Source organism: Mesorhizobium sp. B2-2-4 (assembly GCF_006442375.1).
In the GTDB taxonomy this organism is placed as follows: Bacteria; Pseudomonadota; Alphaproteobacteria; order Rhizobiales; family Rhizobiaceae; genus Mesorhizobium.
Genome location: NZ_VFWB01000012.1, coordinates 1 through 15675 on the forward strand (window position 1 = coordinate 1; position 15675 = coordinate 15675).

The following is a 15675-nucleotide window of genomic DNA, read 5'->3' on the forward strand; positions in this document are numbered from 1 at the left end:
CAACGGGCCGCGTAAGCGGCCCTTTCAATTTGGCGGCGCGAAGCAGGCAATCGCCCGCTTCCAAACATCGAAGCAGAAACACCTGCTTCCAGAGGTCGAAGCAAGCTCACGCTTGCTCATAGGTGGCGCGGGGTGGAGCAGCCCGGTAGCTCGTCAGGCTCATAACCTGAAGGTCACAGGTTCAAATCCTGTCCCCGCAACCAAATCAAAACAGCCCGGCTCACCCCGGGCTGTTCTTGTATCCGGCTGATGGCCCCCCGCTGATTTGAGAACCCTCATCACAGCCCAGCAAACACCCAAAGCCGACGCCCAAGGTCAAAAACAAAGCCCGCAAAACCAAACACAATCCGCCCGCCAAAGCCCAGCCAAGCCAAAGCGACCAGGGGGGCGGGCAAGCCGGGCCACCGCACAAAAGACAGACCTGTCGCCGAAAATAATCCAGCCGGCAAAGCAATGGCGTCCGCAGTGTAAGCCGTCAACATCTCGACCTGAACCGGCGGGTGGGTTTGTCCAACCGCCGGCATAGGTGGTTCAACTCTTGATTTCGATCCGCTTTGCCTGCGCTTGCGCTTTCGCGGTCTTCGGCAATGTAACCGTCAGGACGCCGTTCCTGAAGCGCGCTTCGACATTGTCTTGCTCTACCTCGACGCCGAGCGGAATGCGGCGCTCGAAACGGCCGTAATAGCGCTCGGAGAACTGGCGCTCCTTGTCCTCGGTCTCGGACCGCTTTTCGCCCTTCAGGGTCAGCACGTCGTCATCGAGCAGGACCTCGATGTCCTTTTCCTCCATGCCGGGCACTTCGGCCGTGACACGGACCTCCTTTCCAGTGTCGGAGATCTCGACGCTTGGCCAGCGTGCGCCCTCGGCGGCAACGGAAGACAAGGATGGCAGCCCCGAACCGAAACCACGGAAAACATCGTCGAAAAGACGGTTGACCTCGCGGTGCAACGACATGAACGGATCACGTTCGCCATCGCGCAAAAGGCTGGGCACCTGTCCGCGTTCCCGGCCAAAAGGAATGAGATCACGTACGCTCATTGTCTTTCTCCTCTTTGCTTGCGTCTCCACCACCGGGCGACCGGCGTCCGGTTGGTGGAAGCCCTGACCCGAATTGCCTCACGCAGCCTGTTTTTCCACTTGCACGGGCTTTGCCGCGGATTTTTCCTTGGCTTTGGCCATGCTGGTGCCGATCTCGATCTTGCGCGGTTTCATCTCTTCGGGAATCTCACGCTGAAGATCGACGGTCAGGAGACCGTTGACGAGGCCGGCGCCGGTCACCTTCACATGGTCGGCAAGTTCGAAGCGTCGCTCAAACGGCCGTCCGGCGATGCCGCGATGCAGGTATTCGCCATTGTCCTCTCCGGCACGCTCGCCGGCGATGACGAGCATGTTGGGTTCATGCACGATGCTCAATTCGTCTTGACTGAAGCCGGCTACCGCCATGGTGATGCGGTAGGCGTCGTCACCGGTCCTGGAGATATCGTAGGGCGGCCAGTTGTCGACGTTCGCCGTGCGGCTGGCATTCTCCAGCAGGTCGAAAATACGGTCGAAGCCTATGCTCGACCGATAGAGTGGTGAAAAGTCGAAAGCGGTTCTCATAGCCATATCCTCCTTCGCTGAGCAACATGGGTACGAGGAGTGCCAAGGATGCGGCACTCCTTGACCTGCCGGCCCTTCCGGCGCCGGCGGAATCGATCTGGGAACTGACGGGCGTGGCGTCAAGAGGCCTGATCGAACGTCTCGTCGAGATTCCGGCGGCCCTTGACGCGGCCTGAACGGCTGACCATCTCGATCACGGATGGACGGTCGCCGGTGACGCCATCCGATTGCTTACTCGCAAAAAGACGTCAAAAAACGGAGGAAGTGATGAACGATATTCGGTTTCCCCAGCCGATTACCCTCGAATTGTCGGACGCCCCACGCAAGGTCGCCAGCAGCTTCGAGGCTCTGGAATGCCTGGATCAACAATGGCCGAAATGGGCGCGCGGACCAAGCTGGCGCGCCGCCGGCCGTGCATGCCGTGATGCGCTGGATGGCTGGCGCAGCGGGCGTGCCGCCTACAAGGCCTTCTTGAAGGCGGCCAAGCGAGCCGGCCTGACGAGGGGCCGCTCCGCTTCGCCCCAGCAATTCCGTTCCGCGGCGATGTCAAGGACGGCCCAGCCGATGGCTGTCAGAGCAGGATGACACGAATCCCATCACTCATCCTGCTCGGGAACTCTGATTTTAGGTATGCTCAATCGAGCCTTTGAGCGCGCCGCGTTGCAGGCGACGCGCTTCAGGTTTTTTGATCCGCTCAATGTGATCCGCTCAATGGATGGCAACGATGCCGTCAACGGCGCGCCATTCCGACGGTGTGATTAGACGATGATGTGCGACGCGCACGGAATGCAGCGTGCCGTCCAGTTCGCTTTCCCAATAGCCAAGGAAGCCCTTCAGCTCCGGGAAATCGGGAGCGAGGTCGTATTCCTGCCAGACATAGAGCTGCAGCAGGTTGGGGTAGTCAGGCATATGATAGTGAATCTCGGCCGTGGTCAGGCCGTAGCCGTCCATCTGCAGGCGGAATTCTCTGCTGACCGCAGTCACCATATGTTTCTCCTTTCGCTTACGACCTCATGCATTCATCCTGGCGAAGTCGTGCCGGAATTCATCCGGCGTGGACCGCGGCGCCGGCACGTCGATGTCGAGCTTGCACAAGGCCTCCATGACGTGGTCGAAGGAAACCGGCCGCTCGACTCCCGGCGGCAGGCGCAGTTCCGGCATCGACTCCACCGCGCAGGCATCCGAGGCCCAAGACGACAGGATCGCCCGCTTTTCCCAGAGGTCGAGCGCGTCGTCTTCCAATACCTCGTCAGGATGTTTGAAGTGCCTCGCCGGCGAAAGCAGCCGGTCAAGCGAGGTGTCGGGCGTGTCAGTCAGGGAAGGCATGATCGGCGAAAATTTCTGTCGGTCCATCGCTGTCCTCCGTCTGCAAAAACTCCTCGATAGCGTCCAGTTTCCGGCTGTGCTTTGGCAGCGCCGGCCCGGATAATCTTGTTGGCTCTTCACCAAAATTCAAGCGGTGAAATCGTCGACCTGGCGAGAATCCCTGCATGATAACAACGCGTTGGCACTCTCATGCGACGAGTGCCAAAATTTTTGCGCGGACCTCTTGAAACCGGAAAATTCCAAAACTAGCTCGATATGCGCGCGCGATGCCTGAACAAGGGTCGCGGCACCTCTTGCCGGGCCGATATTGCCGGTCCGGCGCGGAGGAACCTCAAAAACTGTTTGTCCTTGAAGGAGAACGACATGACGTTCCGCCCATTGCACGACCGTATCCTGGTCCGCCGCATCGAAGCCGAGGAGAAAACGGCTGGCGGCATTATCATTCCCGACACAGCCAAGGAAAAGCCGCAGGAAGGCGAGGTGATCGCCGCCGGCCCCGGCGCCCGAAACGAAGCCGGGCAGCTACAGCCGCTCGACGTCAAGGTGGGTGACCGCATTCTGTTCGGCAAATGGTCCGGCACCGAGATCAAGCTCGGCGGCCAAGACCTGATCATCATGAAGGAAAGCGATGTGATGGGCGTGATCGAGCAGACCGCGACCGTGAAGAAGGCCGCCTGACGGCTTCTTGCCAAGTTATCAGTCAACGAAAGCTGCCTAAATTGAAGGAGTGATCCAATGGCTGCCAAGGAAGTGAAATTCCATACCGAAGCCCGCGAGAAGATGCTGCGCGGCGTCGACATTCTGGCCAATGCGGTGAAGGTGACGCTCGGTCCCAAAGGCCGCAACGTCGTTATCGATAAATCCTTCGGCGCGCCGCGCATCACCAAGGATGGTGTGACGGTGGCCAAGGAGATCGAACTGGAAGACAAGTTCGAAAACATGGGCGCGCAGATGGTGCGCGAAGTCGCTTCGAAGACCAACGACATCGCCGGCGACGGCACCACAACCGCGACCGTTCTGGCCCAAGCCATCGTCAAGGAAGGCGCCAAGGCCGTCGCCTCGGGCATGAATCCGATGGATTTGAAACGCGGCATCGACAAGGCCGTGGAAGCGGTCGTCGCCGAACTGAAGGCCAACGCCCGCAAGGTGACGAAAAACGATGAGATCGCCCAGGTCGGCACCATTTCGGCCAATGGCGATCCCGAGATCGGCCGGTTCCTCGCCGAGGCGATGGAGAAGGTCGGCAATGAAGGTGTCATCACGGTGGAGGAGGCCAAGACCGCCGAGACCGAACTGGAGGTGGTCGAAGGCATGCAGTTCGACCGCGGCTATCTCAGCCCGTACTTCATCACCAACCAGGACAAGATGCGCGTCGAGCTCGAAGAGCCCTATGTGCTGATCCACGAGAAGAAACTGTCCAACCTGCAAGCCATGCTCCCCGTCCTCGAGGCAGTCGTGCAGTCGGGCAAGCCGCTGCTGATCATCGCCGAGGATGTCGAGGGCGAGGCGCTCGCCACGCTGGTCGTGAACAAATTGCGCGGCGGCCTGAAGGTCGCGGCAGTCAAGGCGCCCGGCTTCGGCGATCGCCGCAAGGCGATGCTGGAGGATATTGCCATCCTCACCGGCGGCACGGCGATCAGCGAGGATCTCGGCATCAAGCTCGAGAACGTCACGCTGCAGATGCTGGGCCGCGCCAAGAAAGTGGTGATCGAAAAAGAAAACACCACCATCGTCGACGGCGTTGGCCGCAAGGAAGAGATCCAGGGCCGCATCGCCCAGATCAAAGCGCAGATCGAGGAGACTACCTCCGACTACGACCGCGAGAAACTGCAGGAGCGGCTGGCGAAGCTCGCCGGTGGCGTCGCCGTCATCCGTGTCGGCGGTTCGACGGAAGTCGAGGTGAAGGAGCGCAAGGACCGTGTCGACGACGCGCTGCATGCGACCCGTGCGGCGGTCGAGGAAGGCGTACTCCCGGGCGGCGGCGTCGCGTTGCTCCGGGCCGCCAAGGCGCTCGATGCCTTGCCGATCGACAATGCCGACCAGAGGACCGGTGTCGAGATCGTGCGGCGTGCGATCGAGACCCCGGTGCGCCAGATCGCGGAGAACGCCGGCGCCGAGGGCTCGATCATCGTCGGCAAGCTGCGTGAGAAGAGCGAGTTCGGCTGGGGCTGGAACGCCCAGACCAACGAGTTCGGCGATCTCTACGGCCAAGGCGTCATCGATCCGGCAAAGGTCGTGCGCACCGCGCTTCAGGATGCCGCTTCCGTCGCTGGCCTGCTGGTCACCACCGAGGCGATGGTGGCCGAGAAGCCAAAGAAGGAGGCCGCGACCCCTGCCATGCCCGCCGGCGCGGGCATGGACTTCTAGGACGCCGGGAGGCCGCCCGCTCCCACAAGTGGGAGCGGGCGCTTCCCGGGGAAAGTTTGGAGAGAGACCACTATGACCGGTATCGGTTCCGTTTCGGCGCCCACGCATCCGGCAAACGAATTTCTCGCCTACGAGGCAGAATGCAGGAGCGTGCTGGGGCCATTGTTGATGCGTGTTCTCGACATGGCCGAGTCCGCAGGCTGGAGCCGCCGTACGGCGGCGTCGACGCTGATGTTCCTGGCCGCGCAGCATGTGTCGGCAGCCTCGGAAGGCTCCGGCGGCTCAACCAGGGATGGAGGACGCGATCATCGGAGCCCCACAGCAAACGATGGACCGATGTCCGGTTGGGAAGAGGACCGACATGATCGTGGGCCAATTGCGTGAATGCCTGAAAACGTTGAGGTGGAAAGCGGCAGACCTCGTCGACGAGCTTGGTTGCCCGCAAAGCCAGGTCGCCGCCTGGCTCGATGGGCGGGCGCTTCCGCCGCTTTCCGTCCTTGCCTGGCTCGAGGCGCTCGCCAGGGCGCATAGGGCGCTACCGGCGCCTGGCCGAGGCTCGCCGGTGCTCAAGCCAAGCCCGGTCGAGCCAGCCGAGATCAGGCTCGTGGCCGCCGGAAATCCGACGACACCGGCGCACCCGCCCTATCCGCGCCGACCTGTCTTCGCGCACCAGGCTGCGCGACATGCTTCGGTTCGTTTGCCATCGAATGGAGGTTTAAATCATGGCACAGATGCGCTTTGAAGAACCCGTGACGATCTTGGTCGGAATGGGGCTTCCGGTAACGATCGAGACTGCGATGGAAGCATATGCCGTGTTGCAGGACTGGCCCGTTGCCAGCCGAAACGGCGCCCATGCCGTCGCCCTCAACGCTTGCAAAGCCGGCATTGCCGGCGAGATCGATGCGGAAACCGTGCGGGCGACCTTGATCGCCTTCGCGCGCCGCAATGACATTCTGGTGCCGAATATGATCTCGCCTGCCAGTATCGCATCCGGTGGCCGCGCCGTGCGAGCGGATTGAGGATCTATACGCGACCTATCGGTGAGCGCCCCGGCGATCCAAAATGATCGGCCCGTCGGCCTTGAGCTGGCGGGCTGTCTCCGTCGCCTCAGGCCGTTTCGACGAGACGCGAGCGTTTCTTCTCGGCGGCCGCCAGCAACTCGACGAAGGCGCGGACCTTGGCTGGCCGGAACCGGGCCGGAGGGAAAACGGCATGGATGCCGCCGGCAGGCAACATCCAGTCGGCAAATACCGGCACGAGACGTCCCTCGGCGATATCGTCGCCGACACTGTAGTCGGGAAATACGCCCAATCCGATACCGGCGAGCACGCAGGCAAGAGCCGCCGGGCTCTTGTCGCACATGATGACCGGGTTGAGTTCGGTCAACACCGTTTCTCCCTCTCTTGAAAACAGCCATTGGCCGATGCCGCGCAGCTGGGCGTTGCCGACCCAGGCAAGCGATCTTGCCTGGCGCGGGGTGACATCGGGCGGCAGGCTTGCGGCGAAGGTCGGGTTCGCCACCACGACCTGCTGTATCGTGCCCAGGCGCCGCGCCTGATTGGACGAATCCGCAAGCCAGCCGACGCGGATGCCGAGGTCGATCTGCTCGTCCACCAGATTGCTGACGGCGTCATCGAAAATCGCCTCGACGCGCATATGCGGATAAGTTCGGAGATAGGCGGCCATGACAGGCGCAACGATCTTCGTGCCATAGTCGAGCGGCGCGGTCAGCCTCAGCATTCCCTTGGGTTCGACTGCCCCGTGCGAGATCTCGCCATAGGCCGCTTCGGCTTCGCGCAGGATGATCATCGCGCGGTCGTAGAAGAGGCGACCCTCCTCGGTCGGCGTGACACGCCGCGTCGTGCGCCGCATGAGCGTCGCGCACAATTCCTGTTCAAGCCTGCCGATCTGGTGGCTGACCACGGCCTTGGCCACGCCAAGCCGGTCCGCCGCCGTGGTGAACGAGCCTGTCTCCATCACCGTGGTGAAATAGACAAGCCGATTGAGATTGAGGAGTTCGGTCACATGCTTTGTCTGATTAGATCAGACAGTCTGTATTATTGGGCACCATTTATTGCAAGACCATCACCTGCCACATGTAAGCCAAGACATTTGGCGGACGGGGCAGCCAACGCCACCGCAACGGAGACCGGGCGACCGTGGGCAATCCAGAAGTGACCTACCTTTTCGATCCGCTCTGCGGCTGGTGTTATGGCGCAAGCCCGATGCTCGAAAAACTGTCCGGCAGCGGCGTGCGCGTCGAGCTCTTGCCGACCGGCCTGTTTTCGGGGGCAGGCGCTCGGCCGATGGATGACGGTTTTGCCGCCCATGCCTGGGCGAACGACCAGCGCATCGAGCGGTTAACGGGACAGGTTTTCACGCAGGCCTATCGCGACAACGTGCTGAATGTTCGCGGCACGTTGCTGGATTCCCATGCCGCGACCCTCGCGATTACCGCAGCGGGCCCGGAAGATCCCGGCCGCCGGCTGGCCGCGCTGAAGGCGATCCAGAACGCGCGCTATGTCGATGGGCGCGATATCGTTACGGTCGGCGGTGTCGCCGAGGTGCTCGCCGACGCCGGCATGGCCGATGCCGGCGAACTGGTGAAGGCGCCAACCGAAGGATTGCTGACAGCTCACCGCGAACTGGTCGGCCGAGGCCGCGCGCTGTTCCAGCGCCTGCATTCCAACGGCGTGCCTTCGCTCGCCATCATGAGCAACGATGCGCCGCGCCTCATCGGTTCGAACGCGCTGTTCGGCAGTTTCGACAATCTCCTCGCTCATATCGCGGCCGCGTGACCCCCAACCGACCTCCAACAAGGAATGGAAAAAGACATGGCAAAAGTCGCTCTCATCGGCGCATCGGGCGCAGTCGGTTCGCGCCTGCTCAAAGAACTCTCCGGCCGTGGCCACACGGTCACCGGCATCGCCCGCAATCCTGAAAAAATCGCGGCGCTGCCTGGCGTGACGGCCAGGAAGGGCGATGTCTTCGACATGGAAGGCCTGGCCAAGCTGATCCGCGGCCATGATGTGGTGACCAGTTCGGTGCATTTCCTCGACAGCGATGCCGACACGCTGATCGCCGCGGTGCGAGCCTCCGGCGTGAAGCGCTACCTGGTCGTCGGCGGTGCGGGCAGCCTTGAGGTCGCGCCCGGCAAGCGGCTGGTCGACACGCCCGAATTTCCCGACATCTACAAGGCCGAGGCGCAGAAGGGCGCCGGCTTCCTCGACAAGCTGAAGACCATCGATGACCTCGATTGGACGTTCCTGTCGCCATCCGCCATGTTCATCCCGGGCGAGCGGACCGGCAAGTTCCGCCTCGGCAAGGACACGCTTCTGGCTTCGGACAAGGGCAGCAGCATTTCCTTCGAGGATTACGCCATCGCGATGGTCGACGAGATCGAGAAGCCCGCCCACATAAAGCAGCGCTTCACCGTCGGTTATTGACTAGGCAGGCCAAGCCAGCTGCTTCTTGTCCACCAACATTCTAAACGTCGCCTGTCATCATCGCTCGCAGCCATGCCGTGATGGCATCGAGGTCGATCGGTTTCGTCGTGTCGACGTCGAAGAGCGGGCCGCGCCGCAGCGGTTCGGCGCGCCTGGCGAGTTCGATCAGTTCGGGGATATAGGCTGCGCCTGGATGGCCGGGGAGACGCTGGCCGAGCCGGGCGCCGTAACGCTCGGCAAGGACTTCGCCGGGCGCATGGCACCAGATTTCGACGGTCTGTTCGACCCCGGCATTCCTGAGATGATCCTCGAGCAGCTCGCGCGGCTGGAAACCGAACCAGGCGTCGACGATGAATGTGGAGCCCGCTGGGGCTTCGCCGACGACTGACCAGATCGCCTGATAGCTGGCGCGGCCGAGCGTGCGGTTGAATGCGCGGTCGCCGCCGCCGAGCACCTCGAGAAACGGATTCTTGATCGTGTCGAGCGCAAGCAACGGCCATCCCATGCGGTCGGCGATGCCGCGCGACACCGTGCTCTTGCCGCTGGCCGGGATGCCGTTGACCAGCACGGCGCGCCTGGCCGCGCCGGCTTGCACAAAATGCCGGCCAAAAATCGGCGCTGTCGCCCTGTCTGTTCCGGCCAGCGCCTGCAATCCCGCCCCGATCACGCCGGCCTCGTCGCCGAGCTGCGCCGGCTCGACCGGGCACTGATACCAGGGCGCCAGGGCCGGCGCGCGGCCGAGCGCCTTGTGTGCCGCCCGGCCAAGACCGCCGCCGAGCAGGACGACACCGGGGTCGAACATGGCGACGCTGGTATCGATGGCGGCACGCAAAGGCATTGCCCAGGCTTCGAGTATAGCGCGCGCCTGGACGTCTCCGGCGGCGTCGCGGGCAAAGAGCTGGTCGACCGAAAGGTCGGGACGCAAGCCGGCCCGCGCGATGTGACGGCCAAGCGCGGTGCCCGAACTGGTGGTCTCGACACAACCGCGCCGGCCGCAGGCGCAGATCTCGCCATTGACGTCGACAGTGATGTGGCCGAGCTGCCCTGCCGTTGCCCGGCCACGCACGATCCGCCGATGTTGAGCGACGGCCCCGCCAATGCCGGTGCCGATGGTGAACATGGCGACGTCGTGATGGCCCCGGCCGGCGCCGAGCGCCATCTCGGCGACCAGTGCCATGTTGCAGTCATTGTCGATGACGACGGGCTTGCCGGCCATGTCTTCCAGGCGCTGCGCCAGCGAGACGGAGGCCAGATTGACGTAGCCGCCGGACAGGACCGCGCGGCGATGCGCGTCGACGCGACCGGGAACACCGATGCCGATGGCCGAAACCTCCGCTGTGTCGAGCCGGCGCACCATCCCGGCGATCCGCGAGAGCACAGCCTGCGGGTCTGGCGCGCTCTTTTCGGACAGACGTTCGACGATTTCGCCGGTGCCCGAAATGCGGGCGGCCCGCAGATTGGTGCCGCCTATATCTATCCCTATGCTGAGAGGCATGACGTCCTGCAGGTGCCGGTGATCCAACGCGGATATCAGGCGGCGGCCTTGCGCCGGTGATGCCCGATTACCGCCTGGATCTCACGCAATCGCGGCACCGCGATGGTCTTAAGCCTTTCGCGCTGAATGTCACGATCGAGCGAGATGCAGTCCTTCCACAGCGAGCGGCCGGCGATGACGCCGGAGGCGCCGTTCTGCATGGCAATCTCGACCTGGCCGAGGAAGGTGGCGTGGTTGACGCCGGCCGAAAGCACCGCCCACGGCACCTCGCCGGCCATTCTCGTGATGTTGGCGCAGGCTTCCGGCGTTCCGGGATACGGAAGCTTCAGCACCTTCGCCCCGCACTCCAGCGAGATCCTTGTGCCTTCCTCGACAAGCCACGGCGTCTTCGTCGCATAATCTTCAGGGCTTTCGCCTTCGAGCTGATAGGTCAGGAATTCGACGACGAGCAACAAATCTTCCTGCCCGAAGTCGGCGATGCATTGGCGCAGGATGGCAATGTTGTGCTCATTCGCTTCGGGCTTGTCGGCCCGCAGATACACCATGATCTTGCCGCCCGTGCCACCCAGTTCGCGCACGCGGCGCGCATCGATGCCGGGGACAAGGCGCGACAGGCGATAGCCTTCAGGCGAGACGTCGAAACCCGAGGCGTCGAGGCCGATAAGCAGCGCGGTATCGCGGTTCAGCACGCCCTCCTCGACAACCCGCGGCACCGCGCAGAGCGGGTCGAGCAGCACGCAGGACGCGGCACTTGCAAGGTAGCGCGTGATGTCGGCCTTGGTGTCCCCGAGCATGTCGTTGGTGATCCTGGCCTGTTCGGCCGGATCCGACGCCAGCAAGGTGCGCATGCCGCCGCGCTGGTCGCAGGCGATGGCCAGCATGGCCCCGTCCTTGCCGCATATCTGCTGATAGCCGCGCAGCTCCGCGGTGGTCATCTTTGTCATGGTCTCTGTCCGATGTTAGCGCTCTCTGGCCGAGGGCGCGGATCCCGTGAAAACAAGAATGTTCAGTTTTTGCCCGCCTGCCGGCAGGGGAGAATTGCCGTCTTGATGCGCCGTCGATTGCCCGGAAAGGCACACCTTGCCGGCGCCTGGGCAGGAACGGCCTCAAGTTGCGGGTTCGCCGGATTTGCGCGATAACTCCCATCGGCGTATACGTGTGTAACACGTTGCTGAAAGGAATTGCAAGCTGGCTGTCCCTCCCATTCAGGATGCGACCGCATCGCGCACGATGCTGCACACGGTCGCCAAACTGCATTACGAGGCGGAGATGTCGCAGGTCGATATCGCGCGGCAGCTTGGCGTCTCCACCGCGACCATATCGCGCCTCTTGCAGCGGGCGCGGGCGGAAGGGATCGTCCGTATCGAGGTTCTCGATCTGGCGGCACCTGAGGAGATCACCGGACAGCTAATCGATAGGCTAGGCCTGCGTGACGCAGCGGTGGTCGAGACGCCGGCCGCAGGCGCGCTGACGGCGCTGGCCGGCCCGCTCGGCGGCCTTCTCAAGCAGGCGCAATTGGTGGCCGGCTCCGTGGTCGCCATCGGCTGGGGGCGCGCGGTGCGCGAGGTGATCCGCGCCGGCCTGCCACGCATTCCGGGCGTGCTGACCGTTGCCGCCACCGGCGGCATGCAGCAGCACGCGGCGCATTTTCAGGTCAACGAATTCGTCCGCCTCGCAGCCGAGGAGTTCGGCGGGATACCGCACTTCATTCATGCGCCCTATCTGCCTTCCAGTGAATTGCGTGAAGTCTTCCTTGGTGATGCCGCCATCAGCGATGCCGTCGCGCTGTGGGACAGGACCGATGTGGCGATCGTCGGCATCGGCCTGCCGCATGCCATCAATGCACCCGAGGCGAGCGCAGCCACGCCGAGCGAGCAGGCGCTGGTCCATGCGGCCGGCGATGTCCTTCGGCATCATTTCGATGCCGATGGCGCGCTGATCGCCTGGGAAGGAGAGGGCCGGATGATCGCTATGTCGCCGGCGCAGCTCCGCGCCGTGCCGCTGGTGATCGGTGTCGCGGCGTCGCCGGAAAAGGCGACGGCCATCATCGGCGCCGCTCGCGCCCGGCTGATCAACGCCGTGATAACGGATACGAAGACGGCGCAAGCCATCCTCGCTACCCTGCCGCCGCGATAGTGCCACCCGACGCCCCGCCGCCGCATTCCAGTTCGCGAGGGCGATTTTACGAAATCGGTTGTGCCGCCGAGAAGTCGAGGCAATAGTTCGGCGGGACTTTGTGGAGCAGTCGGATGTTGCGTGAAAAATCCGGCGTTGCGACCCGGAAAACCGAGTTGCAATTTATTTCTGCAAAGTGTTACAAGTTTGTGAACTTAGCGTGCAATGCATGCCGGGTGCCGTGGTTCTCTGACCTCGCGGAGGCGAGGAAGTGACCGTGGCTATCGTGCCGGTCGGCTGGACCGGCTGACATATCGACTGGAGGGCGCTTGGGAGGAGCTGCCCGCGAAAAGCAAACAGGCGTTCCCGGCCGTCTGTCCCAAGCGGACGACGGCCATTCGATGTCACTTGCAACGGCAGATCTGCCAACACAATGAGGAGGATGTCATGAAGAAGATCGTTGCCGCGCTCGCGGCTCTCGCCGTCAGCGCGACGGTGCTTATCGCGCCCGCGCAGGCGCAGGACAAGAAATACACCATCGCGCTCGTTCCGGGCCTGACCACCGACGGTTTCTACATCACCATGCGCAAGGGCGCCCAGGCCGCGGCCGACGCGCTTGGCGTGAACCTGGTCTTCCAGGGCGCTCCTGAGTTCAATCCGGTCACCCAGGTGCCGGTGCTCGACGCGGTCATCGCCAAGAAGCCGGACGCGATCCTGATCGCGCCTACCGACAAGGTCCAGCTGGTCGAGCCGCTGCGCAAGGCCAATGACGCAGGCATTCCGGTCATCACCGTGGATACGTTCATCGGCACCGGCGCCTATCAGACCGGCGCGGGTGACGCCGATTTCCCGCTGGCCTACATCGCCTCGGACAATGTGCTGGGCGGCGAGATCGCGGCGCGGGCGCTTGCCAAGGCCGTCGGCGACAAGGGCAAGGTCTATGTCTCCAACGTCAAGCCCGGCATCTCGACCACCGACCAGCGCGAGGAAGGCTTCAAGAAGGAGATGGCCAACCATCCCGGCATCACCGTTCTCGAGACCCAGTTCAATGACGACGACGCCAACAAGGCGGCCTCGCAGCTGCAGGCGGTGTTCGCGCGCAACCCCGACCTCGTCGGCGTGTTCGGAGCCAATCTGTTCTCGGCGCTGGGCGCCGCCAATGGCGTCAAGCAGGCAGGGCAGACGGGCACCGTCAAAGTGGTTGCCTTCGATGCTCCGACCAGCATCGTCGACAACATCAACACCGGCCTTGTGGATGTGGCGATCGCCCAGCATCCCGCAGAGATCGGCTATTTCGGCGTCGTCTCGGCCTATGCCCACCTGACCGGCCAATCCATCCCGGTCATGATCGGCACCGGCTTCACGATCATGGACAAGTCCAACATCGCCGATCCGAACATCTCGAAGTATCTCTATTCCGAGTAAGTCCGGACCAGCTTGGCTCTTCCCGGTGCGCCGGGAGGAGCCTGTGCCGGTCCCGCCAGGGCGGGACCTGTTTGAAGGCAGCCGCGCCGCGGAGTACTCATGACCTCGACATCACCAGCACAGCCAGCCGAGAAGCATGTCGCCCCCCAGGCTGACCACGGCGATCCCGCCAGGAGCTGGATCGCACGCATCGCCGAGGGGCGCGCCTGGCTGTTTCTCGCCGGCCTGATCATCTGTTTCGAGATCTGGTCGCGGAGCGCCTTCGGCGCCACTTTCGTGCTCAATCCGTTCAATCTGCAATCCATCGCGATTTTCGCCGTGGCGCCGCTGCTTTTGGCGACCGGGCAGACCTTCGTCATCATATCAGGCGGCATCGACCTTTCGCTCGGCTTCATCATGGGCCTTGCCGCGGTCATCGCCGCGCATGCCACCAACATGGCGGGCGCCGCCATTCCGTTGCCGTTGGCCATGCTGGCCGGCATCCTTGCCGCGGTGATCGTGGCCGGCGTGCCCGGCGTCATCAACGGCTTGCTGATCTCGCGGCTCAGGGTTCCGCCCTTCATCGGCACGCTCGGCATGTTCGGCGTCGCCCGCGGTGTCGCCTTCCTGCTTGCCGGCGGCACGACAGTGCCGGTACAGAATTCCTGGTTCGCACTGCTCGGCAACGGCAAGTTCCATGGCGTGCCCTATCTGGTGATGATCGCTGCTGTCTTCGTCGTCGTGATGCACTATCTGCTCAGCCAGACCCGTTTCGGCCAGCACAATTACGCCATCGGCGCCAATGTGCAGGCGGCGCGCCGCGCCGGCATCGACATCAGGGGCCACATCCTGCGGCTCTACGTGCTGTCGGCAATGTGCGCCGGCCTTGGCGGCGCGCTTTATGCCGCGCGCTTCACGGCGGGGGCAGCGCAGGCCGGCGAACCGCTGCTGCTCGACAGCGTCGCGGCGGTGGTGATCGGCGGCGCCAGCCTGTTCGGCGGCTCCGGCACCATCTTCGGCACCGTCGCCGGCGCGCTGGTGATCGCGGTCATCCAATACGGGCTGGTCTTCGTCAATGTGGAGCCGTTCTGGCAGTTCATCGCCGTCGGCGTCGTCATCATCATTTCCGTTCTCATCGACCAGGCGCAGCGCCGGTTCAGTGGAGCCCGTCAGGATGAATAGCACCGAGCCCCTCCTCGAAGTCCGGAACCTTTCCAAGCACTTCGGTGCGGTACGGGCGCTCAACGATTTCTCCATGGCCGTGCGGCCGGGCGAAGTGGTGGCGCTTGCCGGCGACAATGGCGCCGGCAAGACGACCCTGATCAAGGCAATATCGGGCGTGTTCCAGCCGACGGGCGGAGAAATCCTGCTCAGAGGTCAGCCGGTGGCTTTCGCCACGCCGCAGGAGGCGCGCGAAAAGGGCATCGAGACGATCTACCAGGATCTCGCGCTGGCCGACAATCTGTCGATCGGTGCCAACATCTTCCTCGGCCGCGAACCGATGCGCAAGGCGTTCGGCTTCCTGCCGGTGCTCGACCGCAAGGCCATGGCCGAGGCCGCCAGGGAGACGATGAAGCGGCTGGACTTCCACGTCAGCCGATTGAACGCGCCGGTCAGCAATTTCTCCGGCGGCCAGCGCCAGGCCGTGGCCATCGGCCGCGCCGTCTACTGGGACGCGCAGATCCTGATCATGGATGAACCGACGGCCGCGCTCGGCGTGCCGGAGCAGCGCAAGGTGATTTCGCTCATCCATCAGCTCAAGGCGCAAGGGCGCGGCGTGATCTTCATCTCGCATAATCTGCAGGACATCTTCGCCGTTTCCGATCGCATCGTCGTGCTGCGGCGCGGGATCCAGGCCGGCGAGCGCAAGATTTCCGAGACCAACCATGATGAGGTCGTCAGACTGATGGTCGGCGGCTAAGG

Annotated in this window: 19 protein-coding genes and 1 tRNA gene; 13 read left to right on the forward strand and 7 right to left on the reverse strand. The window is 63.5% G+C overall.

Annotation, left to right across the window (positions count from 1 at the left end; all coding sequences use genetic code 11):
- The first annotated feature begins 126 nt into the window (after window positions 1-126).
- Window positions 127-203: transfer RNA gene (locus FJ959_RS25855), tRNA-Met, on the forward strand.
- Window positions 204-531: 328 nt separating this feature from the next.
- Here FJ959_RS25855 and FJ959_RS25860 read toward each other — a convergent pair.
- Together FJ959_RS25860 and FJ959_RS25865 are read right to left on the reverse strand one after the other, a co-directional pair.
- Window positions 532-1038, reverse strand: coding sequence for an Hsp20/alpha crystallin family protein (locus tag FJ959_RS25860; RefSeq protein WP_140522630.1), 507 nt, complete (start codon window positions 1036-1038; stop codon window positions 532-534).
- 78 nt (window positions 1039-1116) lie between these two features.
- Window positions 1117-1599, reverse strand: a complete 483-nt coding sequence (locus tag FJ959_RS25865) for an Hsp20 family protein (RefSeq protein ID WP_140522628.1) — start codon at window positions 1597-1599, stop codon at window positions 1117-1119.
- A gap of 26 nt (window positions 1600-1625) precedes the next feature.
- Between FJ959_RS25865 and FJ959_RS31925 the strand changes: the two genes are divergently transcribed.
- The gene (locus FJ959_RS31925) at window positions 1626-1775 is read left to right on the forward strand and encodes a hypothetical protein (RefSeq protein ID WP_181165362.1); all 150 of its coding nucleotides are present in this window, start codon (window positions 1626-1628) and stop codon (window positions 1773-1775) included.
- A 91-nt stretch (window positions 1776-1866) separates the two neighbouring features.
- Window positions 1867-2184 (forward strand): DUF982 domain-containing protein, encoded by a 318-nt coding sequence (locus tag FJ959_RS25870; protein ID WP_140500455.1) that lies wholly within the window; start codon window positions 1867-1869, stop codon window positions 2182-2184.
- Between the two features lie 123 nt (window positions 2185-2307).
- Here the strand turns inward: FJ959_RS25870 and FJ959_RS25875 are convergent, their stop codons facing one another.
- Together FJ959_RS25875 and FJ959_RS25880 are read right to left on the reverse strand one after the other, a co-directional pair.
- Entirely contained in the window at window positions 2308-2586 is a 279-nt protein-coding gene (locus FJ959_RS25875; RefSeq protein ID WP_140500453.1) for an usg protein, read from the reverse strand.
- Window positions 2587-2610: 24 nt separating this feature from the next.
- Window positions 2611-2952 (reverse strand): hypothetical protein, encoded by a 342-nt coding sequence (locus FJ959_RS25880; protein WP_224518916.1) that lies wholly within the window; start codon window positions 2950-2952, stop codon window positions 2611-2613.
- Between the two features lie 336 nt (window positions 2953-3288).
- On the opposite strand from FJ959_RS25880, the gene FJ959_RS25885 reads away from it, so the two are divergent.
- The 4 genes from FJ959_RS25885 to FJ959_RS25900 all read left to right on the forward strand — a co-directional run bounded on the left by FJ959_RS25885 (window position 3289) and on the right by FJ959_RS25900 (window position 6311).
- Window positions 3289-3603, forward strand: coding sequence for a co-chaperone GroES (locus FJ959_RS25885; protein ID WP_140513826.1), 315 nt, complete (start codon window positions 3289-3291; stop codon window positions 3601-3603).
- Between the two features lie 57 nt (window positions 3604-3660).
- Window positions 3661-5292 (forward strand): chaperonin GroEL, encoded by a 1632-nt coding sequence (gene groL / locus FJ959_RS25890; protein WP_140513825.1) that lies wholly within the window; start codon window positions 3661-3663, stop codon window positions 5290-5292.
- Window positions 5293-5364: 72 nt separating this feature from the next.
- A complete protein-coding gene (locus FJ959_RS25895) occupies window positions 5365-5676 on the forward strand; it encodes a hypothetical protein (RefSeq protein ID WP_224518917.1) in 312 nt (103 codons plus the stop codon).
- A 338-nt stretch (window positions 5677-6014) separates the two neighbouring features.
- Window positions 6015-6311, forward strand: coding sequence for a DUF982 domain-containing protein (locus tag FJ959_RS25900; protein WP_140624452.1), 297 nt, complete (start codon window positions 6015-6017; stop codon window positions 6309-6311).
- A gap of 88 nt (window positions 6312-6399) precedes the next feature.
- Here the strand turns inward: FJ959_RS25900 and FJ959_RS25905 are convergent, their stop codons facing one another.
- Window positions 6400-7317, reverse strand: coding sequence for a LysR family transcriptional regulator (locus FJ959_RS25905; protein WP_140632839.1), 918 nt, complete (start codon window positions 7315-7317; stop codon window positions 6400-6402).
- 134 nt (window positions 7318-7451) lie between these two features.
- Here FJ959_RS25905 and FJ959_RS25910 point away from each other — a divergent pair, with 134 nt between their 5' ends.
- Window positions 7452-8090: a DsbA family protein gene (locus FJ959_RS25910; protein ID WP_140632842.1), complete on the forward strand. Its 639-nt coding sequence runs from the start codon at window positions 7452-7454 to the stop codon at window positions 8088-8090.
- A 36-nt stretch (window positions 8091-8126) separates the two neighbouring features.
- On the forward strand, window positions 8127-8738 hold the full coding sequence (locus tag FJ959_RS25915; protein WP_140584085.1) for an NAD(P)-dependent oxidoreductase: 612 nt from the start codon (window positions 8127-8129) through the stop codon (window positions 8736-8738).
- 40 nt (window positions 8739-8778) lie between these two features.
- Here FJ959_RS25915 and FJ959_RS25920 read toward each other — a convergent pair whose 3' ends face one another.
- Window positions 8779-10233, reverse strand: coding sequence for an ROK family protein (locus FJ959_RS25920; RefSeq protein ID WP_140632845.1), 1455 nt, complete (start codon window positions 10231-10233; stop codon window positions 8779-8781).
- A gap of 35 nt (window positions 10234-10268) precedes the next feature.
- The gene (locus FJ959_RS25925) at window positions 10269-11177 is read right to left on the reverse strand and encodes a tagatose-bisphosphate aldolase (RefSeq protein ID WP_140632848.1); all 909 of its coding nucleotides are present in this window, start codon (window positions 11175-11177) and stop codon (window positions 10269-10271) included.
- 286 nt (window positions 11178-11463) lie between these two features.
- Here FJ959_RS25925 and FJ959_RS25930 point away from each other — a divergent pair, with 286 nt between their 5' ends.
- From FJ959_RS25930 to FJ959_RS25945, 4 genes are all read left to right on the forward strand, one after another.
- Entirely contained in the window at window positions 11464-12369 is a 906-nt protein-coding gene (locus FJ959_RS25930; RefSeq protein ID WP_140632850.1) for a sugar-binding domain-containing protein, read from the forward strand.
- Between the two features lie 426 nt (window positions 12370-12795).
- Complete coding sequence (locus tag FJ959_RS25935; RefSeq protein ID WP_140584091.1) at window positions 12796-13773, forward strand: ABC transporter substrate-binding protein; 978 nt, start codon at window positions 12796-12798, stop codon at window positions 13771-13773.
- A gap of 99 nt (window positions 13774-13872) precedes the next feature.
- Window positions 13873-14934 (forward strand): ribose ABC transporter, encoded by a 1062-nt coding sequence (locus FJ959_RS25940; RefSeq protein ID WP_140500436.1) that lies wholly within the window; start codon window positions 13873-13875, stop codon window positions 14932-14934.
- Window positions 14927-15673: an ATP-binding cassette domain-containing protein gene (locus FJ959_RS25945; RefSeq protein WP_140500435.1), complete on the forward strand. Its 747-nt coding sequence runs from the start codon at window positions 14927-14929 to the stop codon at window positions 15671-15673. The genes FJ959_RS25940 and FJ959_RS25945 overlap by 8 nt, the downstream gene beginning before the upstream one ends.
- Window positions 15674-15675 lie beyond the last annotated feature (2 nt).

Coding starts and splice junctions, on each gene's coding strand:
- FJ959_RS25895 (WP_224518917.1), top strand. CDS start 5,365: ATGACCGGTATCGGTTCCGTTTCGGCGCCCACGCATCCGGCAAACGAA.
- FJ959_RS25900 (WP_140624452.1), top strand. CDS start 6,015: ATGGCACAGATGCGCTTTGAAGAACCCGTGACGATCTTGGTCGGAATG.
- FJ959_RS25880 (WP_224518916.1), bottom strand. CDS start 2,952: ATGGACCGACAGAAATTTTCGCCGATCATGCCTTCCCTGACTGACACG.
- FJ959_RS25875 (WP_140500453.1), bottom strand. CDS start 2,586: ATGGTGACTGCGGTCAGCAGAGAATTCCGCCTGCAGATGGACGGCTAC.
- FJ959_RS31925 (WP_181165362.1), top strand. CDS start 1,626: ATGGGTACGAGGAGTGCCAAGGATGCGGCACTCCTTGACCTGCCGGCC.
- FJ959_RS25865 (WP_140522628.1), bottom strand. CDS start 1,599: ATGAGAACCGCTTTCGACTTTTCACCACTCTATCGGTCGAGCATAGGC.
- FJ959_RS25935 (WP_140584091.1), top strand. CDS start 12,796: ATGAAGAAGATCGTTGCCGCGCTCGCGGCTCTCGCCGTCAGCGCGACG.
- groL (WP_140513825.1), top strand. CDS start 3,661: ATGGCTGCCAAGGAAGTGAAATTCCATACCGAAGCCCGCGAGAAGATG.
- FJ959_RS25920 (WP_140632845.1), bottom strand. CDS start 10,233: ATGCCTCTCAGCATAGGGATAGATATAGGCGGCACCAATCTGCGGGCC.
- FJ959_RS25860 (WP_140522630.1), bottom strand. CDS start 1,038: ATGAGCGTACGTGATCTCATTCCTTTTGGCCGGGAACGCGGACAGGTG.
- FJ959_RS25930 (WP_140632850.1), top strand. CDS start 11,464: ATGCTGCACACGGTCGCCAAACTGCATTACGAGGCGGAGATGTCGCAG.
- FJ959_RS25940 (WP_140500436.1), top strand. CDS start 13,873: ATGACCTCGACATCACCAGCACAGCCAGCCGAGAAGCATGTCGCCCCC.
- FJ959_RS25945 (WP_140500435.1), top strand. CDS start 14,927: ATGAATAGCACCGAGCCCCTCCTCGAAGTCCGGAACCTTTCCAAGCAC.
- FJ959_RS25915 (WP_140584085.1), top strand. CDS start 8,127: ATGGCAAAAGTCGCTCTCATCGGCGCATCGGGCGCAGTCGGTTCGCGC.
- FJ959_RS25870 (WP_140500455.1), top strand. CDS start 1,867: ATGAACGATATTCGGTTTCCCCAGCCGATTACCCTCGAATTGTCGGAC.
- FJ959_RS25885 (WP_140513826.1), top strand. CDS start 3,289: ATGACGTTCCGCCCATTGCACGACCGTATCCTGGTCCGCCGCATCGAA.
- FJ959_RS25925 (WP_140632848.1), bottom strand. CDS start 11,177: ATGACAAAGATGACCACCGCGGAGCTGCGCGGCTATCAGCAGATATGC.